Origin of the sequence: Curvivirga aplysinae, assembly GCF_009711445.1 — a bacterium.
In the GTDB taxonomy this organism is placed as follows: Bacteria; Pseudomonadota; Alphaproteobacteria; order UBA8366; family Aestuariispiraceae; genus Curvivirga; species Curvivirga aplysinae.
The window spans coordinates 37,104-54,937 of the sequence record NZ_SMMC01000210.1 but is presented as its reverse complement, the minus strand read 5'-3'; the positions used below and the strand labels follow the sequence as shown (position 1 = coordinate 54,937).

Below are 17,834 nucleotides of genomic sequence, written 5' to 3'. Positions count from 1 at the left end.
ATGTATCAGCGCACTTTATCCTGATTATATTTTCCAATATGTGTAATAGTAAAAGAATGAGAGAAGAGATAGGTGGGGTTAAACAATGAGTCAGGACTTTAATGACGTGCAGGTCATGCCAGAAGGCGCGCATGAAAATTTTGATGGTGAAATGTCTTATGGTGATTACTTGGGATTAGATAAGATTTTATCAGCGCAATATCCACAAAGCTCGGAACATGATGAGCCACTTTTCATTATCATTCATCAAGCAACAGAATTATGGATGAAATTGATTATTCATGAAATTGCGGCTGCACAGAAACTTATTTCAGAAGATAATCTTTCTCCGGCTTTTAAGATGTTGTCACGTGTTTCCAAAATTCAAACTCAAATGATTCAAAGCTGGAGTGTTTTGGCAACTATGACACCTGCTGATTATTTAAGTTTTCGGGATAGTTTGGGGCAATCATCTGGTTTTCAATCTTATCAATATCGAGAGATAGAATATCGTTTGGGCAATAAAAACCGTGCTTTATTAAAACCTCATGCTCATCGGGAAGATTTGCGTGTTAAGCTAGAGAAGGCTTTGTCTGATCCAAGTCTGTATGACCAAGCTATACTGCTACTAGAACGTCGTGGTTTTGATATTGATCCCGCAATTGTTAATCGAGACTGGCAGGAGCGTCATAAAGCTCATGCTTCTGTTGAGGCCGCATGGAGTAAGATTTATCATAATACGGAAGAATTCTGGGATTTATATGAATTAGCAGAGAAGCTGGTTGATCTGGAAGATAGTTTCCAACAATGGCGTTTCCGACATTTAAAAACAGTTTCTCGAATTATTGGACATCGCAGAGGGACAGGTGGGACGGCCGGAATTAACTATCTCGAAAAAGCGCTTCAATATTGTTTCTTTCCTGAACTTTGGGATTTACGTGCGTCGCTTTAGAACCACTCTATCGCATATGAAAGAACTGAGATAAGTTTTGTTTCTTTCATTTATAGGAATGAGGTCTTTAATGATTACTTTATATGATTTCTTAGAATCCGGTAACGGGTATAAAGTAAGATTAACCATGCATCTGCTTGGGCTAGATTATAAGTTAATTGAGAAAAATATTTTAAAAGGTGAAACGCGATCGGCAGATTTTTTGCAGATCAATCCAGTGGGGAAAATCCCTGCCATACAGATTGAAGATGGTCGCATTCTTTTTGAATCCAATGCCATCCTGACTTATCTAGCGCGTGATACAGCGTTAATGCCTGAAGATGAGTTTGCCCAGGCACAAGTTATGAGCTGGCTTTTCTTCGAGCAATATTCTCATGAGCCAAATATCGCGGTGCTAAGGTTTTGGCATCATTATATTAATATGACCGATGAGCAGAAGAAACGTGTCCCAGAAAAACAAAAGGCGGGCTATGAAGCATTGGACATCCTTGAAATGGGCGTTAAATATAGCCCTTCTGGATGGCTTGTTGGAAATAGCATCAGCATCGCAGATATAGCGTTATTTGCCTATACACATGTGGCCGAAGAAGGTGGTTTTGAATTGGATCGATATCCAGCTATACAAGATTGGATTAAGCGGATAGAGGCACTAGGTGATTATAAACCTATTACCTATAGGCATATCACGGCCTAAAATTAAGTCCGATGCTTTTTCAGCCATTCTTTCATATAGTTTGCAAGTAGGGTGAAGTCAGAATCCCGGCTACTGCTTTGTCGCCAACAAAGACCAATATGTCTAATGGGTTGTGGATCTTTGAATTTACGCAAATGTAAGTCCGCGAATTTGGATAAATTACCAGAAGAGTTTTTGTTTAAGGCGATTTCTGGCAATAGAGTAATACCTGACCCTTGGGCAACTAAGGCAACCAAAGTATGTAAGGAAGATGCCCTAAATTCGTCAGAAGCAACATCTAGACGGCATGCCGATAATGCGTGATCTCTTAAACAGTGACCATCTTCAAGTAGAAGAAGTGGGCGGTCGTCTCTCATAATGTCACTTACTGATAAAGGTGTATCGACATTTTTGTCAGATATCTGTTCTGCTAAAAGAAAACTATCATCACATAAAACAAATGATTTTGTACTTGCTGATTCATACGGCAAAGCTAGAAGTAGTATATCTAGTCTTCCCGTTTGTAGTTTTTGTATCAGATTGGCGCTAAGATCTTCTTGAATTGAAAATTTTGCTTGGGGATATTCATTTTGTAAGTCTGGTAGTAGCCGGGGGAGTAAAAATGGGGCAATAGTTGGAATAACTCCAAGGCGCACAGGTCCGCTTAATGGTGTATCTTTTTCCTTGGCAATATATTCAATTTCCTGTGCCAACTCTATGATTTGGTTACCTTTATGCAGAACTTCTTGACCCAGATCCGTAAGCATGACTTTTCGCTTGGTGCGTTCTACAACTTGAGCACCAATCATATTTTCTAATTCTTTTATCCCGGAAGAAAGTGTGGATTGCGTCACAAAACATTGATCTGCGGCGAGACTAAAATTAAGTGTTTCAGAGACGGCTTGTAGATATTGAAGCTGGCGGATCGTTGGTAAAGGCATTGCGGAACGTAAATCCTAGTGAAAATTGGATTTATCGATTTTTTCGATAATGAGCCGCTATCATACTTATTGTTAGATATTTGTCTAATGAATTAGATTAAATAAACGGAGGTATCAGTGCCTAAATAAGCAAAGGTTCGACAGCATTTCTTACCCGTTGAGGAATTGTAACTGGCCGCTTTTCTTCTCTATCAACATATACATGTACAAAATGACCAAATGCTGATGGGGTACTTTTTTCTTTTTTAAAAAGGCCTATTTCATAAATGATACTGCTATTGCCTAGTTTGGAAACGCGTAAACCTGCGTCTATGATCTCGGGGAAGGAAAGCTCTTCCATAAACTTGCATTTGGTTTCAACCACCAGACCGATCTCTCTACTGGTTTTTGGATCAAGTTTGGCATGTGTTATAAGATGCTCATTCACCACAGTGTCGAAATAGCTGTAATAGGTCACATTGTTCACATGTCCATAAACATCATTATCCATCCATCGTGTGGGGATAGATAAAAAATGTCTGAAATCTTGACGTGTGAGCTTTCTATTTTCTGCCATAAAAGAGCTGCCTTGATTACTCTATGCCTGCAAAATCCATAAGGGCTTTGTTAAAACCTTCTGCATCTTCTTGCATCATCATATGTCCAGCTTTAGGTAAGATTACCTTATGGCTCTTGGAAAGCATTGCTTCCAGCTTTTCGCCACCTTTAACTGGGGTCATCTTATCTTCTTCCCCAAGAAGTAAAAGAACCGGGATGTCGATTTTTTCGGTTAACTCTTGTGCTTCGGAAAAATTATTACAAGCATTCATATCTTTACCAAGTACACCATCAGCACAACCATCAACCAAAGTGATAGTTGTATCAATTCGAGCTTCTTTAGCTTCATCGGATAGGGCGCTACCATAACTCCATTTAGCTATCATTTTTGCAGCCGCAATATCATTTGCTTCAGCTAGTCCTAATAAGTCTGGATGAACAGGCATACGGCTTGACACCCCACAGAAACATGCCGAGGAGACATTTTTATTACCTGAGGCTGCGACGGCCAAAGAGATCAAGGCGCCCATAGAATGGCCTGTGATTAAAATATCTTCTAATCCAGAGGCATTGATAATTGATATCACGTCCTCAGCCATGTCTGTAATACTGCTTGCTGCTTCCCCTTTGCTGCTACCATGTTGAGGAAGGTCTAATTCTGCAACATGAAAACCGGCATTTATAAGTGGAGTAATTTGCTCTGACCAAACAGTATGATCCATACCTGCCCCATGTAAAAATAGGATGGTTGGGTTATCATTCGCTTCGCCATGTAAGATTAAGGAAATATCGGACGCAAAAGAATTAAATGGCATAACTGCCTCCCCATATTGATTGGTATGATTTTCGTTTATGCAATGCATATAAAATATAGTTGCAAAATGACGTAGATATGAAAAGAGGCCGTCTCAATTTGGACGACCTCTCTCGCATTTTTGCTTGTTGATACACAGTTGGTCTGGATTATTTCCGACTCTGAACCGTGTCCCCTGTTCAACTCGCTTACCTGCGCTGAAAGAAAGTTACCCCTATATGTGAATTTGGCAAAGCAAAAAATTAACAAAAATGAAACTTTTTTTACTTGTTTTTTCCTGTTTTTCTGTTCCGCGCAAATAAGTTCTAGTTATACATGCTAAACATTAAACTTTAGGTTGTTTTTTGTAATGTAAAGACAAATGAGCCGTCTAAGTATAGACGGCTCAGGCGAACAGGGGTCTTTTTTATTGAGTGTCAGGGCCCGAGTGTTGGGTAAGGGTGGGTTATGGGCCCATGGGGTAGACACTGGTAGATTAATAACTAAACGTTAGATCAATTCTAAGTAAATGTCAAAAAATTATTTAAAATTGTAATAATAATACTAATTGTACAATTGCATAGTAAAATTAGTTTTTGGTGATATTGACGGAATAAACTTTTCTCAAGCCGATAAGTGAGTTGGAAATCAAGACTTTGCCGGCTTTCTCCAGATCGGATAAAGAAAGACTACGTTCTAGAATAATTTGTTTGTCAACCTTGAGTTTCTTGATGGCTATGCCACGATAAATGCCAGATAGAATGCCATCTTCTTTTTGAGGGGTATACCAAATATCCTCAATATTAAGAAAAATATTTGCACTACTTGTACATGCTATATGGCCTTTTGTGTTCAGCAAGATCGCATCATCGAAACCGGCGTCTTTTGCTTCTTTAAGTGCTAAGACATTATCAAGATAGCCACCAATAGTTTTAAAACGGCTGGTTGGCGATGTTTCATTTCGTCTAATTCTTGAAATTGTTAGGCTTATAGGGGGGAATTCATTGCGTTTAATGCTACCTGCAACGCAAGTAATAAGTACAGTATTTTGACAATTTGTAGGGGGAAGTAATCCGCGTGGTCCTATACCACGTGAAACAGTTAGGCGAAGAGAGCCAATTTCCAGCTTGTTTCTTTTGAGGCAAGATTGGATAGCTTCGGCGAGTTCCTGTTTTGAATAAGAACATGCAATATCAAGAATATTAAGACCTTGATAGAGACGGTCTAGATGTTCTGTCACTTCGCAAGCGAGACCATTTTCTACATAAAAAGTTTCAAAAATCCCATCGCCAAGAAGGAAACCGCGATCATTAATGGCAATCGCAGAGGTGTCTTCTCTTAATTCGCCATTAACCCAAAAGATCATGCTGCTTCTTTCTGCCAAAAGTGGTCAGTGATTTGAAGGAAGTTCTCGATTAGTTTGTGACCGCCTTGGGTTAATGCCGCTTCTGGATGGAACTGAACACCATAAACAGGGTATTCTTCATGAAAAACAGCCATGATATCGCCGTTAGCTGTTTGTGATTGAACACGCAATGGAGAATTCTGAGTTAACTCAGGATCGATAACTAAAGAATGATAGCGTGTTACAGTCAAAGGTGAAGGGAGGTGAGTAAATAAGCCGCTCCCATCATGTTCAATATCGCTTGTTTTACCATGCATTGGTTGTGACGCTCGCACGGTGTCACCACCAAATACCTGGCCAATAGCTTGATGCCCAAGACAAACACCTAGAATTGGTATGGTTGGCGCAAATGTTTTAATGATATCTAAGGATAAACCGGCTTCATTTGGCGTGCACGGGCCTGGGGATATCACAATGGCGTCGGGCGCAAGGACTTTGATTTCCTCTAAACTCAGAACATCATTACGTACAACTTTTACCTCACGCCCTAACTCTTCAAAATAACGGGCAAGGTTATAGACGAAAGAATCGTAATTATCGATGACGAGGATCATGATGCCACCTTTGAAGTTTTTTCTTCATTACGGCCAGATAAGATAACAGACTGCCCAGAACTCATCGCATCAAAAGTGTCAAAAATACCGCGTGCTTTTACAAGTGTCTCTTCATATTCGCTTGCCGGAGTAGAATCCGCCACGATGCCGCCACCTACATTAAAGCGAGCAGTTCCATCTTTTATGGTAACTGTGCGGATCAAGATGGATGTATCCATATCACCCGCAAAACTGATAAAACCTAGAGAGCCACAATAGGCACCGCGGCGCCATGGTTCTAGTTCGGCAATAATTTCCATAGAACGTAATTTTGGAGCACCGGTGATTGACCCGCCAGGAAAAGCTTCGGAAAGTAAATCAAAACTACTGCGGTTTGATTTTAAACGACCCGTTACACTCGAAACCAGATGATGAACAGATGCATAACTTTCAAGTGCACATAGTTCTGGAACAGTAACAGTGTGTGGCGCGCAGTTCTTTGACAAATCATTACGCAATAAATCAACGATCATTACATTTTCAGATCGGTCTTTTTCTGCCGCTAGTAAATCTGCTGCAGATGCACGGTCTTGCTCAGGATCATCAAAACGTGGACGAGTGCCTTTTATGGGGCGTGTCTCTGCTTGTCCGTCCTGAACTTTGATGAAACGTTCCGGTGATGAGGAGGCAATGACCATGTCATCGGTTTTAAAGTAACCTGCAAATGTCGCAGCATTTACTTTGCGCAAAGTTTTATAGAAAGCGAGCGGATTGAAGCCTTCAGGTAAGTGCGCCCGAAATTGCTGTGATAGATTGGCCTGAAAAATATCGCCTGCATATATGTAGTCGACAACTTTTTGAACTTGGTCTTCATAATCCTGACGGCTAAGATCTGTTCGCCAAGTTAAAGGGGGGATGATTTGGTCAGGCCAACTATAATCTGTTGCCTGAGATAACAGGCCTTGTATATAAGATAATCGTTTTTCAGCAAGATTCACATCTGGTTCTACACTATCAGAATTTTGACCGGTGGAAATAATCCAACTACGTTGCTGATTATGATCAAATGCGATTACTAGATCATATAGACCAATTGCTAATTCTGGTATCTTTGCATCATCACCTTGATGAGTAGGTAGTTTTTCAAGATACCACCCCAGATCATAGCTAAATAAACCCGCGGCGCCTCCTTGGAAAAGGGGAACATCTTCATCTTCGAGGCGTTCTAACTTATATGCGTCTAAGAGGTCAGTTAAATAGGTAATGGGGTCAATAGAAATTGTATCACCATTTTGCTGACATTTACCTTCTTTTGCCTCAAAAACGATAAATGGATCGATAGCGATATAAGAAACTGCACCCAAACGTGGGTCTGCCATTGCACTATCTAAGAATAATGGATGCTTTTCCTGTTCCAGAACAGGAAAGATCAATGCGGGATCCTGATAAGGAATTTCTTTATAAAGGGCAGGAAATGCCATTTCTTTGCCTGTCTTCACGTTATTGTCTTCGGGTCGAATTTATTTGTCGACAAGGTCTCAAAGTAACAAATCATTATACCCATTTATAATCTTTGGGCGACATATACTTGGTGTTGAGGGAATTTTCCAGTTTTTTCATAGCAGATTTCAGCCAATACTGACAAAAGTTCGGTATAGAAAAACATTCAACATGTTGTGAAGGGCTTGTAAATTAAACTGAACACCTCATATTCAGCTCATGAAGGCAGTTTTCCCAAAATCATCAGGAAAGTTTAACACCTTTCTACAAAAGATGGGTTGTATAGACTTGTCTGTCTGTTTATTGAAGACATACTAAAAAATTATATCGACACGTTATATTAGTGGTATCTGGATCTATGGATTTTATTTATATTATTGCAGGTTTGGTATTGTTGTTTGTTGGTGGTGAAATCAGCTTACGCGGTGCAATTGCCTTGGCAAAGAAACTTGGTGTTAGCCCTGCAATTATTGGTTTGACCGTTATTGGATTTGGTACCTCGGCACCTGAATTGCTTGTGACTGTAAAAGCTGCTCTTCACGGACAACCGGATTTGGCGATCGCCAATGTCGTTGGAAGTAATATCTCTAATATTTTGCTAATCCTAGGCGTGGGTGGATTGATCTATCCGCTTGTTTGCGATCCTAAAGCGTTACGTCGTGATGGCACAGCGATGGTTTTGGCTATGGCCTTATTAACAGGTCTGGCTATGACAGGTTGGATTGTATTTTGGCAAGGTGTGATGATGTTATGCGCACTTGTGAGCTTCCTTGTATGGTCTTATTACCAAGACAAAAAACAGGATGACGCTGCCGAGCTTCATGAAAAAGAAACCGAAGAAATGCAGAATGTACCAGAAAATTGGCTCATTATTGCAGCTTTCATTATTCTCGGTCTTATCGGGCTTGTTGGGGGCGCAAATATTCTGGTGATTGGGGCGGTGAATATTGCGACATCCTTTGGAATTCCTGAATCCGTTATCGGTTTAACAATTGTGGCATTGGGAACCTCGTTACCTGAACTGGCAGCAACGGCAGTTGCTGCAATGCGCCGTCATACAGATGTAGCCATTGGTAATGTGGTAGGTTCATGTCTATTCAACGTTTTATCCATTTTGTGTATTACGGCAATGATTACACCTTTAGAAATTGCGGACGATATTGCGCATATTGATGTTTGGGTCATGATGGCAGCATGTTTGGCATTGGGGCCTTTGTTGCTCAAAGATTATAAAATCTGCCGCTGGGATGCAGGGTTCTTGTTAGTTGCCTATTTTGTATATATCGGTAGCTTGGCATTCCGTGTTCCTGGATTGATGGGTTAAGGGGAATTTGAATTATGAGTCTTTCTTCGAAAATTTTTGGTCATCGTGGTGCATCTGGTCATGCGCCTGAAAATACTTTATCTGCAATTGCAAAGGCAGCCGCGCTAGGTTGCAAATGGGTTGAAGTTGACCTGAAGCTGAGCTCAGACGGTGTCATCGTTCTTTTTCATGATGATGACTTTAGCCGTACCGCAAATGCGGAGCGTACCTGTGCTGAGACCCCCTTATATATGATTAAGGCATTAGATGTCGGGCGTTGGTTCAGTGATGAATTCATTGGCGAGACTGTTCCGACAGTATCCGAATTTTTGAGCCTGTTAACTGCTCTTGGAATGGGAGTTAACCTTGAATTGAAACCTGATAAGGGTTTTGAGGAAGAAACGGGTAAAAAGATAGCTGAATATGTGCGTGATAATTGGCCTAGCCAATTACCATCACCAATTATCTCTAGTTTTGATCGTGATGCCCTTGCAGCTTCTCATGAGGTGTTGCCGCGTGTAGAACATGCGATTCTGTGGGAAGATATTCCCTCGAATTGGCAAGATGAAGTTGAGAGTTTAAAGGCAGATGCCATCCATGTAGATGCGGATAAGTTGACGGAAACACAATGTAAGGCATTTATCGATTCTGGATCACCAGTACGTTGTTATACGGTGAATGATAAAGAACGTGCTGCTGAACTGATTGGTTGGGGAGTCGAAGGTATTTTTACGGACTACCCTGATCGCATGAAGGGTTTAAAGTAGAAACATACTTATAGATGGATACTTATATAAGTTTAGCTTGAAAGCTTAAGAAAATAAAAAGGGCAGCGAATTCGCTGCCCTTAATCTTTTCTGCTTCCATATCTAACTTAGTTAGATGGGAATGCCAGTTGAACACCGTCTTTGATGCCACCTGTTGGCCAACGGGAGCTCACTGTACGCAATTTGGTGAAGAAGTTGATGGATTCTGGACCATACATCTGTGTATCACCGAATTTAGAACGTTTGGAACCACCGAATGTGTGGAAGCTCAACGGCACAGGGATTGGCACGTTTACACCAACCATACCAACATCAACATTACGTTGGAAGTGACGCGCAGATTCACCATCACGTGTAAAGATTGCTACACCGTTACCATATTCATGCTCATTCACCATGCGAACCGCATCTTCATATGTTTGTGGTGTTGTCACAGATAATACAGGGCCAAAGATCTCTGTCTTGTAGATGTTCATGTTTTCTGTAACATTGTTGAACAAGGATGCACCAACGAAATAGCCGTTTTCGTAGCCTTGTAAACGTGCACCGCGACCATCGACAAGCAGGTCAGCACCTTCTTCAACACCAGATGTGATCAAGCCTTCGATACGCTCTTTAGCCTGCATTGTAATCACTGGGTTAACATCTGCATTTGGATCGTCATATGCGCCAATGCTTAGTTTTTCAATGCGTGGTACCAAACGTTCGATCAACGCCTCTTGTGTACCTTTGCCAACTGGAACAGCAACGGAAATCGCCATGCAACGTTCACCAGCAGAACCGAAACCAGCAGAAACAAGCGCATCAGCTGCGTTGTCCATATCTGCATCCGGCATAATCACCATATGGTTTTTCGCCCCACAGAAAGATTGAACACGTTTGTTATGTTTGCAACCTTCTTGATAAACATATTCACCAACACCTGTGGATCCTACGAAGGAAATTGCTTCAACATCTGGATGATGTAACAAGCTATCTACAACAACTTTATCACCGTTAATCACATTCCATACGCCATCTGGAAGACCAGCTTCTTTCCACATTTCAGCAAGCATAAGGGAGGAAGATGGATCGCGTTCAGATGGTTTGTTTACATATGTGTTACCACATGCAACAGCCATAACACCCATCCATAATGGAATCATAACCGGGAAGTTAAATGGGGTAATACCGCCAACAACACCAACCGGCATACGGATAGAAGTGATATCGATACCGCCGCCTACATTTTGGCTGTTTTCACCTTTTAGAAGATGTGGAATACCTGTTGCGAATTCAACAACTTCTAGGCCACGTGCCAATTCACCTTTAGCATCTGGTAGGGTCTTACCATGTTCTTTACCCATTGCTTCGGCAAGGTTATCCCATTCGCGTAGCATGATTTCACGGAACTTGAACATCACTTGTGCGCGTTTCACGCTTGGCGTTTCAGACCATATCTCGAAAGCTTCTTTTGCATTTGCAACTGCAGCGTCAACTTCTTCTTTGGACGCATACGGGCATTGACCAATTACTTCGCCTGTTGCCGGGTTAAACACATCGCCAAAACGACCGCTTTTGCCTTTTACGCGTTCGCCATTGATCCAGTGGAATAATTCTTCAGCCATGAAAGCACTCCTACCAACTATTATTGTTAACCTGCAAGTTTGCAGAATTTTACCGTTATTCGGTTTATATCTGCGCCTTCCAACTCTCAAGGGCCAGTGTTATGCAAACCGATAGGCCAGTTGATAAATGCCGGAAATCCGCGTTTCTGGACAGTACTATAGGGGAAAAAAGTTTCCATGCAATAGCCAATACACAAAAAACATACGCATGCGTATGGTAAGCAGTTGTGAATACAGGTTTCAAAAGAAAACGCGTGATCAAATGACCACGCGTATTCCTTTTGCTATAGGCAAGTATAGGGGAAGAGGGAGGGGACTCACCTATAGCGTCTGATATAGGGTTACTTAAGCTTCTAAAGATTTCGGTGCAGATGTTTCAATCTGAACAGCTTTAGGCTTTTTAGCTTCGGGGATATCACGAACCAGTTTGATATGTAGAAGGCCATGTTCCAGTTTCGCACCGGTCACTTTGATATAGTCTGCTAGTGAGAAACGACGTTCAAAGGCGCGTTGGGCAATGCCGCGATGTAGGAAGTTTCGCTGATCTTCAGAGTCTTGATCCAGATCTTTTTTGCCTGTTACTTTGAGTTGGTTTTCCAGAACTTCGATATCGAGTTCGTTATCGGAAAAGCCTGCGACCGCCATGGAAATCTGATATCCATTTTCATCTAATTGTTCGATATTGTAAGGGGGGTAACTGTTCCCTGCGCCTTCTGAGGCAATGTTATCCATCAGACGTGCCATACGGTCAAAGCCGATTGCGTTACGGAATAATGGGGAAAAGTCTAAATCTCGCATAATATAAATCCTCTTATCAATGAGCGATTAATGTCAATGTCACGCCACCACCCGATCCTTTTGATCCTAATGGGTATTATGGTCGACGAAACGATTTACTTGTAACCTTCAAGGACCCAGCATTAGGCATCCTTTTCATTTGTTACCCTATTGATATGGGCGTGTATTTTTTGCTTTCAAGATTTATTTTTCAAATTTTTGACAAAAGAAAAACCCGGACCAAATGATCCGGGTTTTCTTAAACTCTGACTTACAAATGTAAGGAGTCTGTTTCTTATAGGCCGAAACCAGAGAAACGTTTGTTGAAGCGAGCCATTTGACCACCTTCAAGAATACGTTGCTGACCGCCTGTCCACGCTGGGTGAGCTTTTGGGTCGATCTCTAGGCGCATTGTGTCGCCTTCTTTGCCCCATGTGGAACGTGTTTTGTATGTTGTACCATCTGTCATTTCGACAGTGATCCAGTGGTAATCCGGGTGGATTTCTTGTTTCATTGTTCGGCTCCTGCAAACCATCGCGCCATAATGTGGGCTGCGATGTATTTGGTTAAAATAACTTCATTCTCATGAATGATCGCGCGTATTTACTGGATTAATAGACCAGATGCAAGCTTTTATTTGGCTTTTCCTAGCGTTGGGTCAGTTTTAATTCAATACGGCGATTACGACGATAGGCGATTTCATCATCACGTGGATCAAGTGGTTGGAATTCCCCATATCCCACGGCGGACAGATGCTGCGCTGGCAGGCCCTGACTACGTAGGAATTTCACCACGGAAATCGCGCGTGCTGCGGATAGTTCCCAGTTAGATGGGAATTGCGCGGTGCTGATAGGTTGGGCATCGGTATGACCCTCTACCTGTAAAACCCAATTTAGTTTTTCCGGAATATCGCGGGAAATATCAAGTAAAGTAGTTGCCAAGCGTGAAAGCTGTTCTTCACCTGAAGGGCCTAGATCAGCTGAACCGGATGTAAACAAGACTTCAGATTGGAAAACGAAGCGATCGTTTACAATTTGGACGCCACGACGATTTCCTAAAATCTCGCGTAGTCGCCCAAAGAATTCGCTACGATATTTACTTAACTCTTGCACTTTGCTTGCAAGGGCCTTGTTTAATCGCTTACCTAAGGCTTCGATTTGGGCTTGTTGTTCCGCATCTTTTAATTCGGATGCCGCCAAGATGTTGTTGAGTTCTTCTATTTGTGCCCCTAGTGCCTTTAGTTGCTGGTTAAGAAGGGCTGCTTCAGCACGTGCAGCAACAACTTCTTCATCAGCTTGTGCCAACTTAGAGGCCGCTTCAGATTCAAGTTCTTCTTTTAAGGCTTTTAACGCTTCGATCTGATTCTCCAATAAAGCGAGTTGGCCTAATTGGGCCTCAATCGTTTCTTTATTCGCTTCAATGGTTTTATAGGCATCTTCAAGATCTGCACTTACAACGGCCAAAGCACCTTCACTTGCTTCTAATTCTTTCTTTAGACCTTCATTTTCACCGCTTAAAGATTTTAGTTGGGCTTCTAGATCTGCTCGCTTTGCAAGAGAGGCACGTAACTCAGACGAAAGATCAGATACCTGATTGCGTAAATCTGCACTGCTGGCCCGTTCAAGTTTTAACATATCTGCGAGTTCCGAGACTTGCAGATTTAATTTATCTAAGGCTTTGTCACGTCCTACCAACGCATCATTTAGGAATACTTGTGAAATAACAAAGATAAGTAATAAGAAGATGATTACCATCAACAAGGTTGCCAAGGCATCTACAAAGCCTGGCCAGATATCCATATTATTGCGATTTCGTCTTGCAAGTGCCATGATCTATCCGCCTTACATCGTATCTAAATCTTAGTTAGAAGAAGTTTCGCCAAGTGCCGCAATTGTACGTGCAAGTAAGCGGATTTCACTACGAATTTCCTGAACGGCATCCTCACGTCCCTTGGGGGCATCCTTTGACATATGAGAGAGGTGATGTTCAATATTGCGTAAAGTGCTGACAGCAGATGCATCCATGCCACCACTGCTGCTTTGGCCGGATTTCATAACATCCACTAAATCTTCCAAGCGATCATTTAAGGTATTCATATTGCGCTCAGCCTGCAACCGACCTTCTTCACTGCGGGAAATTAGACGTTGTAGAGATTCTACACTGTCCGCTGTTTTTTCAAGTAATGCATTTGTGTAGGCAGAAACAGATTGTTCACCATCTGCAATTGGACCACTACCACTCAATCGTGTCAGACCAGACAGCCATTCTTCAAAATCATTATAGAAACGGTTTTGCGCTTGTGAAGCTTGAAGGGATAAGAAACCGAGGACTAGGGAGCCAGCTAAACCAAATAGAGAAGAACTAAAGGCCGTGCCCATTCCGGATAAAGGCGCTTGTAAGCCTTCTTTTAAGGCAGCTAGTGCATCTGATATCTCACCACCTGCGCCACTGATTTCTAAATTTGCTACGACATCGCCAACACTGGCAACAGTGCCCATTAACCCCCAAAAAGTGCCAAGCAGGCCAAGGAAAACAAGAAGACCGACCATGTAGCGGCCTGTTTCACGGGTTTCATCAAGGCGCGTGCCAACACCATCTAATAAGGTTTGCATAGCTGTGGTGGAAAGATTCAACTGAGCTGATCTTTCATTTCGGTCACCAAGCATGGTCGCGGCAGGCGCCATCAGACGAGGTGGTCTTCCTGATGGTGTTACCCCCCCTTGAGATGCGCGTTTGAAATCTTCAATCCAGGTAACTTCACGGCCCAACATGGCAACAGTTCTAAATGCATGCCCAATACCAATTACTAAAACAGCCAGAATAATTCCGTTTAGGAATATGTTGGCGTTGAATGCCTGCATGAGAGGTTGGTGAATTAAGACGACGCCGGCAATGATGGTCAGGGTGAAAATCATCATGATCATCAGGTAACGGGTTGGCTGTTTCAATGTAAATCTCCCACGGAAAAGGTCCAATGTACCAAAGGGACGGCCATATTGCTGTGAATTTGTAAATGTCTGTTTTGTCATATACCCAGTTTCAAAGCCAATCGGGGCATGAATAGGGCAGAAACATGTTTATTCCATTACGATGATTCTATGAATCCTGTCAGTGAAAAAATGCATAGCTGAAAGAATAAAGCCTGCAAACTCAAGGAGTCGCAGGCTTTAAAACACTATAGCAATATAAATGCTTTACTCAAAAAAGATATCAACACGATCAGTATTGCCACCATCAGCCTTGTCACCAAAGGCGCGTACCTTAATCCGTCGGCTAGGAATTTCTTGTTTTACAAGATAATTACGAACAGAAATTGCACGGAATAAAGACATGCGACGTGATTGGTTTGGTGATGCGTCAGGAATATAGGCATATCCTTCAAGGAACAGCTTTAAATTCTCATCTGCTTTCATTTGAGCCACGATGTTATCCAGCTCACCCTCAGCAGCTTTCGGTAAATCAGTTTCAACAGGGTCAAATACAACACTGACGATGCCGTCTTTCTTTTGGATAATATCACTATCTTCTAGTTTAGTTAACGTAGCCGTTTGTTTAGGTTGTACAGGTTCTTCGACCTTGGGGGCTGCTGGAACAGGTGCCGGAGCTGGTGCAGCATCAGGTGTAATTGAAACCTGTTTGGGTTCTTCTTTTGGAGCCTCAACGACCTTAGGTGCTTCAACAACTTTGGGTTCTTCAACCTTCGGGGGAGCTGGTGCCGGAACAGGAGCTGGAGCAGGCTTAGCTGCCTTTGCAACAGGCTTTGGTGCAGGCGCTGGTTTTGGCGCTGGCGCTGTTGCTACAACTTTTGGTTCTGCTTTGGCTTCAACTTTCTTGGGTGCTGATTTTGTAGGAACTGCTTCCGTTTTTGGAGCCGCAGCCACAAGGGCGCTAGATGGCATTGTAGAGACGTCAGCTGCTTTTGGTGTCGGGCTGGCAGCGACCTTCGATGCCGCTGGTTTTACCGCTCGTGGTGCTGCTTGCGGCGCAACATTTGTTGTTAAACCAGATACAGGCATTCCATTGGTTGTACTTGTGGAACGCGTAATAGGATTTGAATTTACTGTACGTGGTAGTTCATTTGTTAAAACTGGAGTGGTTGCACTAGCTCGCGGGTTAAGTAGACCTGGTAAGGTCTGTTGATCACCTAGGCTATCTAACACATTTAAATTTACACTAACTGCGTTATCAAGTTGTGTATTTCCCCAATAATAGGAGTTTTGTGCATTTGCCTCAGATGTAGATAACACTGTGGCGAATAGACCAATAGTCAACGCTGTTATAGAAGCAGCGGTAGCAAAATGCGTTTTTACTGTTTTAGTCATTCCCAACTCGCATAATTATTTCATAGGCCAGAAACAGTGGCCTATCCCCATTTAAAATATCATAGACTAGGCTTCTTTCGCGGACAATAGCTAGCTTGAAAAAGCCGTGATTTATAAGTTAAGTATTTGTAATTTATATGTTATTTGTATTTTTGAAGGAAACAAAAAAGCCTCGATTGAGAAAAATATTTTCCAATGCGAGGCTTTTTGATTCGTTTTTGATAGAATAAGAAGCTTATTTAGCGCTTCTCAAAACATCTAATAAGCTTTTGTGAATTTTTTCATTGGCTGTAACCACATCAGCCCGTTTGAAACTGAAGGCGCGCCCTTGGGCATCTGTTGCGAAGCCGCCAGCTTCTTTAACCAATAATATGCCGGCAGCTACATCCCATGGGGCTAGTCCACGTTCCCAGAAACCGTCATAGCGACCTGCAGCTACATATGCGAGATCAAGGGATGCGGCACCAAAACGACGAACACCCGCTGTTTTTTCCATGATTTTCTCAAGGCGACGTAGAAATAAACCATGGCCATCATCTTCGGTATCGCGGCCCATGAAAGGAATGCCTGTTGCGAAAACACTTTCTGATAGGCGTGTACGTGCCGACACACGTAAACGTCGATCATTCACGAAGGCGCCTTTGCCTTTTTCCGCCCAGAACATTTCATCTTTTACAGGATCGTAAACAACGCCAGCAACAATTTCCCCTTTTTCTTCCAAGGCAATGGAAATGGCGAAATGTGGAATGCCATGAAGAAAGTTTGTGGTGCCGTCAAGCGGGTCGATGATCCAACGGTAATCTTCGTCTTCACCTTTAACAATACCACCTTCTTCCATAAGAAAGCCATATTCAGGGCGTGCTTTTTCCAGTTCACGGCGGATTGTTTCTTCCGCGCGTTTGTCGGCTGTAGATACAAAATCGGCAGGCCCTTTTTTGGAAACCTGTAGTTGTTCTACCTCACCGAAGTCACGTACAAGACCGCGGCCCGCCTTTTCGGCTGCTTTGATCATGACGTTGATATTTGGGGATCGTACAAACATTGTGTTTGCCTTCCATTTTTATGGTTAGAGCTAGTCTTTCGCGCGTTCTACGAAAGTTGCATCATCTGTGTTTACTACAATGCGGATACCTGTTTCAACATAAGGCGGTACCATGACACGTACTCCACCTTCAACAACAGCAGGTTTATAGGAAGAGGAAGCGGTCTGACCTTTTACAACTGCATCTGCTTCTAAGACCTCAACAGTGACATGTTGTGGCAATTCCACGCCGATTGGACTTTCTTCAAAAGATTCTATCACAACAACCATTCCGTCCTGTAGGAACTTTGCCTGATCTTCACCGATCATGTCTTCGTTCAATGTGATTTGATCGAAAGTTTCTTGATCCATAAATGTAAAATCGGAACCGTCAGCGAAAAGGAACTGGAACTCTTTTTGTTCCAAACGCACTCTTTCAACTGTTTCTGAAGAGCGGAAACGCTCATTCAATTTTGTGCCGGTGCGAATTTCTTTTAATTCTACTTGTAAAAATGCGCCGCCTTTACCAGGCTTTACATGTTGTGTTTTTACTGCGCGCCACAAGCCACCTTTATGTTCAATAACGTTACCTGGACGAATAGCGTTGCCATCAATCTTCATGAGTCTCACCAATCAGTTGGAGTGCCAAATTTTCAAAGAACAAAATCGGCGTTTTCTATATGGTAAAAAGCTGGTCTAGACAAGCCTTTTCCTAAAATGGATT

General features: G+C 42.4%; 18 protein-coding genes. 4 read left to right on the top strand and 14 right to left on the bottom strand.

The window, feature by feature from the left end; all coding sequences use genetic code 11:
* The first annotated feature begins 85 nt into the window (after nucleotides 1-85).
* A complete protein-coding gene (gene kynA / locus E1160_RS15085) occupies nucleotides 86-931 on the top strand; it encodes a tryptophan 2,3-dioxygenase (protein WP_155156661.1) in 846 nt (281 codons plus the stop codon).
* Nucleotides 932-1,001: 70 nt separating this feature from the next.
* The gene (locus E1160_RS15080; protein ID WP_218048935.1) at nucleotides 1,002-1,625 is read left to right on the top strand and encodes a glutathione S-transferase family protein; all 624 of its coding nucleotides are present in this window, start codon (nucleotides 1,002-1,004) and stop codon (nucleotides 1,623-1,625) included.
* Nucleotides 1,626-1,627: 2 nt separating this feature from the next.
* Here E1160_RS15080 and E1160_RS15075 read toward each other — a convergent pair whose 3' ends face one another.
* From E1160_RS15075 to pabB, 6 genes are all read right to left on the bottom strand, one after another.
* The gene (locus E1160_RS15075) at nucleotides 1,628-2,545 is read right to left on the bottom strand and encodes a hydrogen peroxide-inducible genes activator (protein ID WP_155156657.1); all 918 of its coding nucleotides are present in this window, start codon (nucleotides 2,543-2,545) and stop codon (nucleotides 1,628-1,630) included.
* A 121-nt stretch (nucleotides 2,546-2,666) separates the two neighbouring features.
* Nucleotides 2,667-3,101, bottom strand: coding sequence for an acyl-CoA thioesterase (locus tag E1160_RS15070; RefSeq protein ID WP_155156655.1), 435 nt, complete (start codon nucleotides 3,099-3,101; stop codon nucleotides 2,667-2,669).
* 16 nt (nucleotides 3,102-3,117) lie between these two features.
* Nucleotides 3,118-3,897, bottom strand: a complete 780-nt coding sequence (locus tag E1160_RS15065; RefSeq protein WP_218048934.1) for an alpha/beta fold hydrolase — start codon at nucleotides 3,895-3,897, stop codon at nucleotides 3,118-3,120.
* A gap of 567 nt (nucleotides 3,898-4,464) precedes the next feature.
* The gene (locus E1160_RS15060) at nucleotides 4,465-5,241 is read right to left on the bottom strand and encodes an aminotransferase class IV (protein ID WP_155156651.1); all 777 of its coding nucleotides are present in this window, start codon (nucleotides 5,239-5,241) and stop codon (nucleotides 4,465-4,467) included.
* Nucleotides 5,238-5,834 carry an anthranilate synthase component II gene (locus E1160_RS15055; protein WP_155156649.1) on the bottom strand — a complete coding sequence of 199 codons (597 nt, stop codon included), beginning with the start codon at nucleotides 5,832-5,834 and terminating at the stop codon, nucleotides 5,238-5,240. The genes E1160_RS15060 and E1160_RS15055 overlap by 4 nt, the downstream gene beginning before the upstream one ends.
* Nucleotides 5,831-7,294, bottom strand: coding sequence for an aminodeoxychorismate synthase component I (pabB, locus tag E1160_RS15050; RefSeq protein ID WP_155156647.1), 1,464 nt, complete (start codon nucleotides 7,292-7,294; stop codon nucleotides 5,831-5,833). Before pabB ends, E1160_RS15055 begins: the two co-directional genes overlap by 4 nt.
* A gap of 377 nt (nucleotides 7,295-7,671) precedes the next feature.
* On the opposite strand from pabB, the gene E1160_RS15045 reads away from it, so the two are divergent.
* Nucleotides 7,672-8,637: a calcium/sodium antiporter gene (locus E1160_RS15045; protein ID WP_155156644.1), complete on the top strand. Its 966-nt coding sequence runs from the start codon at nucleotides 7,672-7,674 to the stop codon at nucleotides 8,635-8,637.
* Nucleotides 8,638-8,651: 14 nt separating this feature from the next.
* On the top strand, nucleotides 8,652-9,383 hold the full coding sequence (locus E1160_RS15040) for a glycerophosphodiester phosphodiesterase family protein (protein WP_155156642.1): 732 nt from the start codon (nucleotides 8,652-8,654) through the stop codon (nucleotides 9,381-9,383).
* A gap of 107 nt (nucleotides 9,384-9,490) precedes the next feature.
* Here the strand turns inward: E1160_RS15040 and E1160_RS15035 are convergent, their stop codons facing one another.
* The 8 genes from E1160_RS15035 to efp form a co-directional block, all read right to left on the bottom strand.
* Nucleotides 9,491-10,990 carry a CoA-acylating methylmalonate-semialdehyde dehydrogenase gene (locus E1160_RS15035; RefSeq protein WP_155156640.1) on the bottom strand — a complete coding sequence of 500 codons (1,500 nt, stop codon included), beginning with the start codon at nucleotides 10,988-10,990 and terminating at the stop codon, nucleotides 9,491-9,493.
* Nucleotides 10,991-11,335: 345 nt separating this feature from the next.
* Nucleotides 11,336-11,788, bottom strand: a complete 453-nt coding sequence (locus E1160_RS15030; protein WP_155156638.1) for an Hsp20 family protein — start codon at nucleotides 11,786-11,788, stop codon at nucleotides 11,336-11,338.
* A 274-nt stretch (nucleotides 11,789-12,062) separates the two neighbouring features.
* On the bottom strand, nucleotides 12,063-12,281 hold the full coding sequence (rpmE, locus tag E1160_RS15025) for a 50S ribosomal protein L31 (protein WP_155156636.1): 219 nt from the start codon (nucleotides 12,279-12,281) through the stop codon (nucleotides 12,063-12,065).
* A 133-nt stretch (nucleotides 12,282-12,414) separates the two neighbouring features.
* On the bottom strand, nucleotides 12,415-13,596 hold the full coding sequence (locus E1160_RS15020) for a peptidoglycan -binding protein (protein WP_155156634.1): 1,182 nt from the start codon (nucleotides 13,594-13,596) through the stop codon (nucleotides 12,415-12,417).
* A 30-nt stretch (nucleotides 13,597-13,626) separates the two neighbouring features.
* Nucleotides 13,627-14,796: a MotA/TolQ/ExbB proton channel family protein gene (locus E1160_RS15015; RefSeq protein WP_155156632.1), complete on the bottom strand. Its 1,170-nt coding sequence runs from the start codon at nucleotides 14,794-14,796 to the stop codon at nucleotides 13,627-13,629.
* A 165-nt stretch (nucleotides 14,797-14,961) separates the two neighbouring features.
* Nucleotides 14,962-16,089, bottom strand: a complete 1,128-nt coding sequence (locus E1160_RS15010; RefSeq protein WP_155156630.1) for an OmpA family protein — start codon at nucleotides 16,087-16,089, stop codon at nucleotides 14,962-14,964.
* 235 nt (nucleotides 16,090-16,324) lie between these two features.
* Nucleotides 16,325-17,131 carry an inositol monophosphatase family protein gene (locus E1160_RS15005; protein WP_155156628.1) on the bottom strand — a complete coding sequence of 269 codons (807 nt, stop codon included), beginning with the start codon at nucleotides 17,129-17,131 and terminating at the stop codon, nucleotides 16,325-16,327.
* Nucleotides 17,132-17,161: 30 nt separating this feature from the next.
* Nucleotides 17,162-17,731, bottom strand: a complete 570-nt coding sequence (gene efp, locus E1160_RS15000) for an elongation factor P (RefSeq protein ID WP_155156626.1) — start codon at nucleotides 17,729-17,731, stop codon at nucleotides 17,162-17,164.
* Nucleotides 17,732-17,834 lie beyond the last annotated feature (103 nt).

Coding starts and splice junctions, on each gene's coding strand:
- kynA (WP_155156661.1), top strand. CDS start 86: ATGAGTCAGGACTTTAATGACGTGCAGGTCATGCCAGAAGGCGCGCAT.
- E1160_RS15080 (WP_218048935.1), top strand. CDS start 1,002: ATGATTACTTTATATGATTTCTTAGAATCCGGTAACGGGTATAAAGTA.
- E1160_RS15075 (WP_155156657.1), bottom strand. CDS start 2,545: ATGCCTTTACCAACGATCCGCCAGCTTCAATATCTACAAGCCGTCTCT.
- E1160_RS15070 (WP_155156655.1), bottom strand. CDS start 3,101: ATGGCAGAAAATAGAAAGCTCACACGTCAAGATTTCAGACATTTTTTA.
- E1160_RS15065 (WP_218048934.1), bottom strand. CDS start 3,897: ATGCCATTTAATTCTTTTGCGTCCGATATTTCCTTAATCTTACATGGC.
- E1160_RS15060 (WP_155156651.1), bottom strand. CDS start 5,241: ATGATCTTTTGGGTTAATGGCGAATTAAGAGAAGACACCTCTGCGATT.
- E1160_RS15055 (WP_155156649.1), bottom strand. CDS start 5,834: ATGATCCTCGTCATCGATAATTACGATTCTTTCGTCTATAACCTTGCC.
- pabB (WP_155156647.1), bottom strand. CDS start 7,294: ATGGCATTTCCTGCCCTTTATAAAGAAATTCCTTATCAGGATCCCGCA.
- E1160_RS15045 (WP_155156644.1), top strand. CDS start 7,672: ATGGATTTTATTTATATTATTGCAGGTTTGGTATTGTTGTTTGTTGGT.
- E1160_RS15040 (WP_155156642.1), top strand. CDS start 8,652: ATGAGTCTTTCTTCGAAAATTTTTGGTCATCGTGGTGCATCTGGTCAT.
- E1160_RS15035 (WP_155156640.1), bottom strand. CDS start 10,990: ATGGCTGAAGAATTATTCCACTGGATCAATGGCGAACGCGTAAAAGGC.
- E1160_RS15030 (WP_155156638.1), bottom strand. CDS start 11,788: ATGCGAGATTTAGACTTTTCCCCATTATTCCGTAACGCAATCGGCTTT.
- rpmE (WP_155156636.1), bottom strand. CDS start 12,281: ATGAAACAAGAAATCCACCCGGATTACCACTGGATCACTGTCGAAATG.
- E1160_RS15020 (WP_155156634.1), bottom strand. CDS start 13,596: ATGGCACTTGCAAGACGAAATCGCAATAATATGGATATCTGGCCAGGC.
- E1160_RS15015 (WP_155156632.1), bottom strand. CDS start 14,796: ATGACAAAACAGACATTTACAAATTCACAGCAATATGGCCGTCCCTTT.
- E1160_RS15010 (WP_155156630.1), bottom strand. CDS start 16,089: ATGACTAAAACAGTAAAAACGCATTTTGCTACCGCTGCTTCTATAACA.
- E1160_RS15005 (WP_155156628.1), bottom strand. CDS start 17,131: ATGTTTGTACGATCCCCAAATATCAACGTCATGATCAAAGCAGCCGAA.
- efp (WP_155156626.1), bottom strand. CDS start 17,731: ATGAAGATTGATGGCAACGCTATTCGTCCAGGTAACGTTATTGAACAT.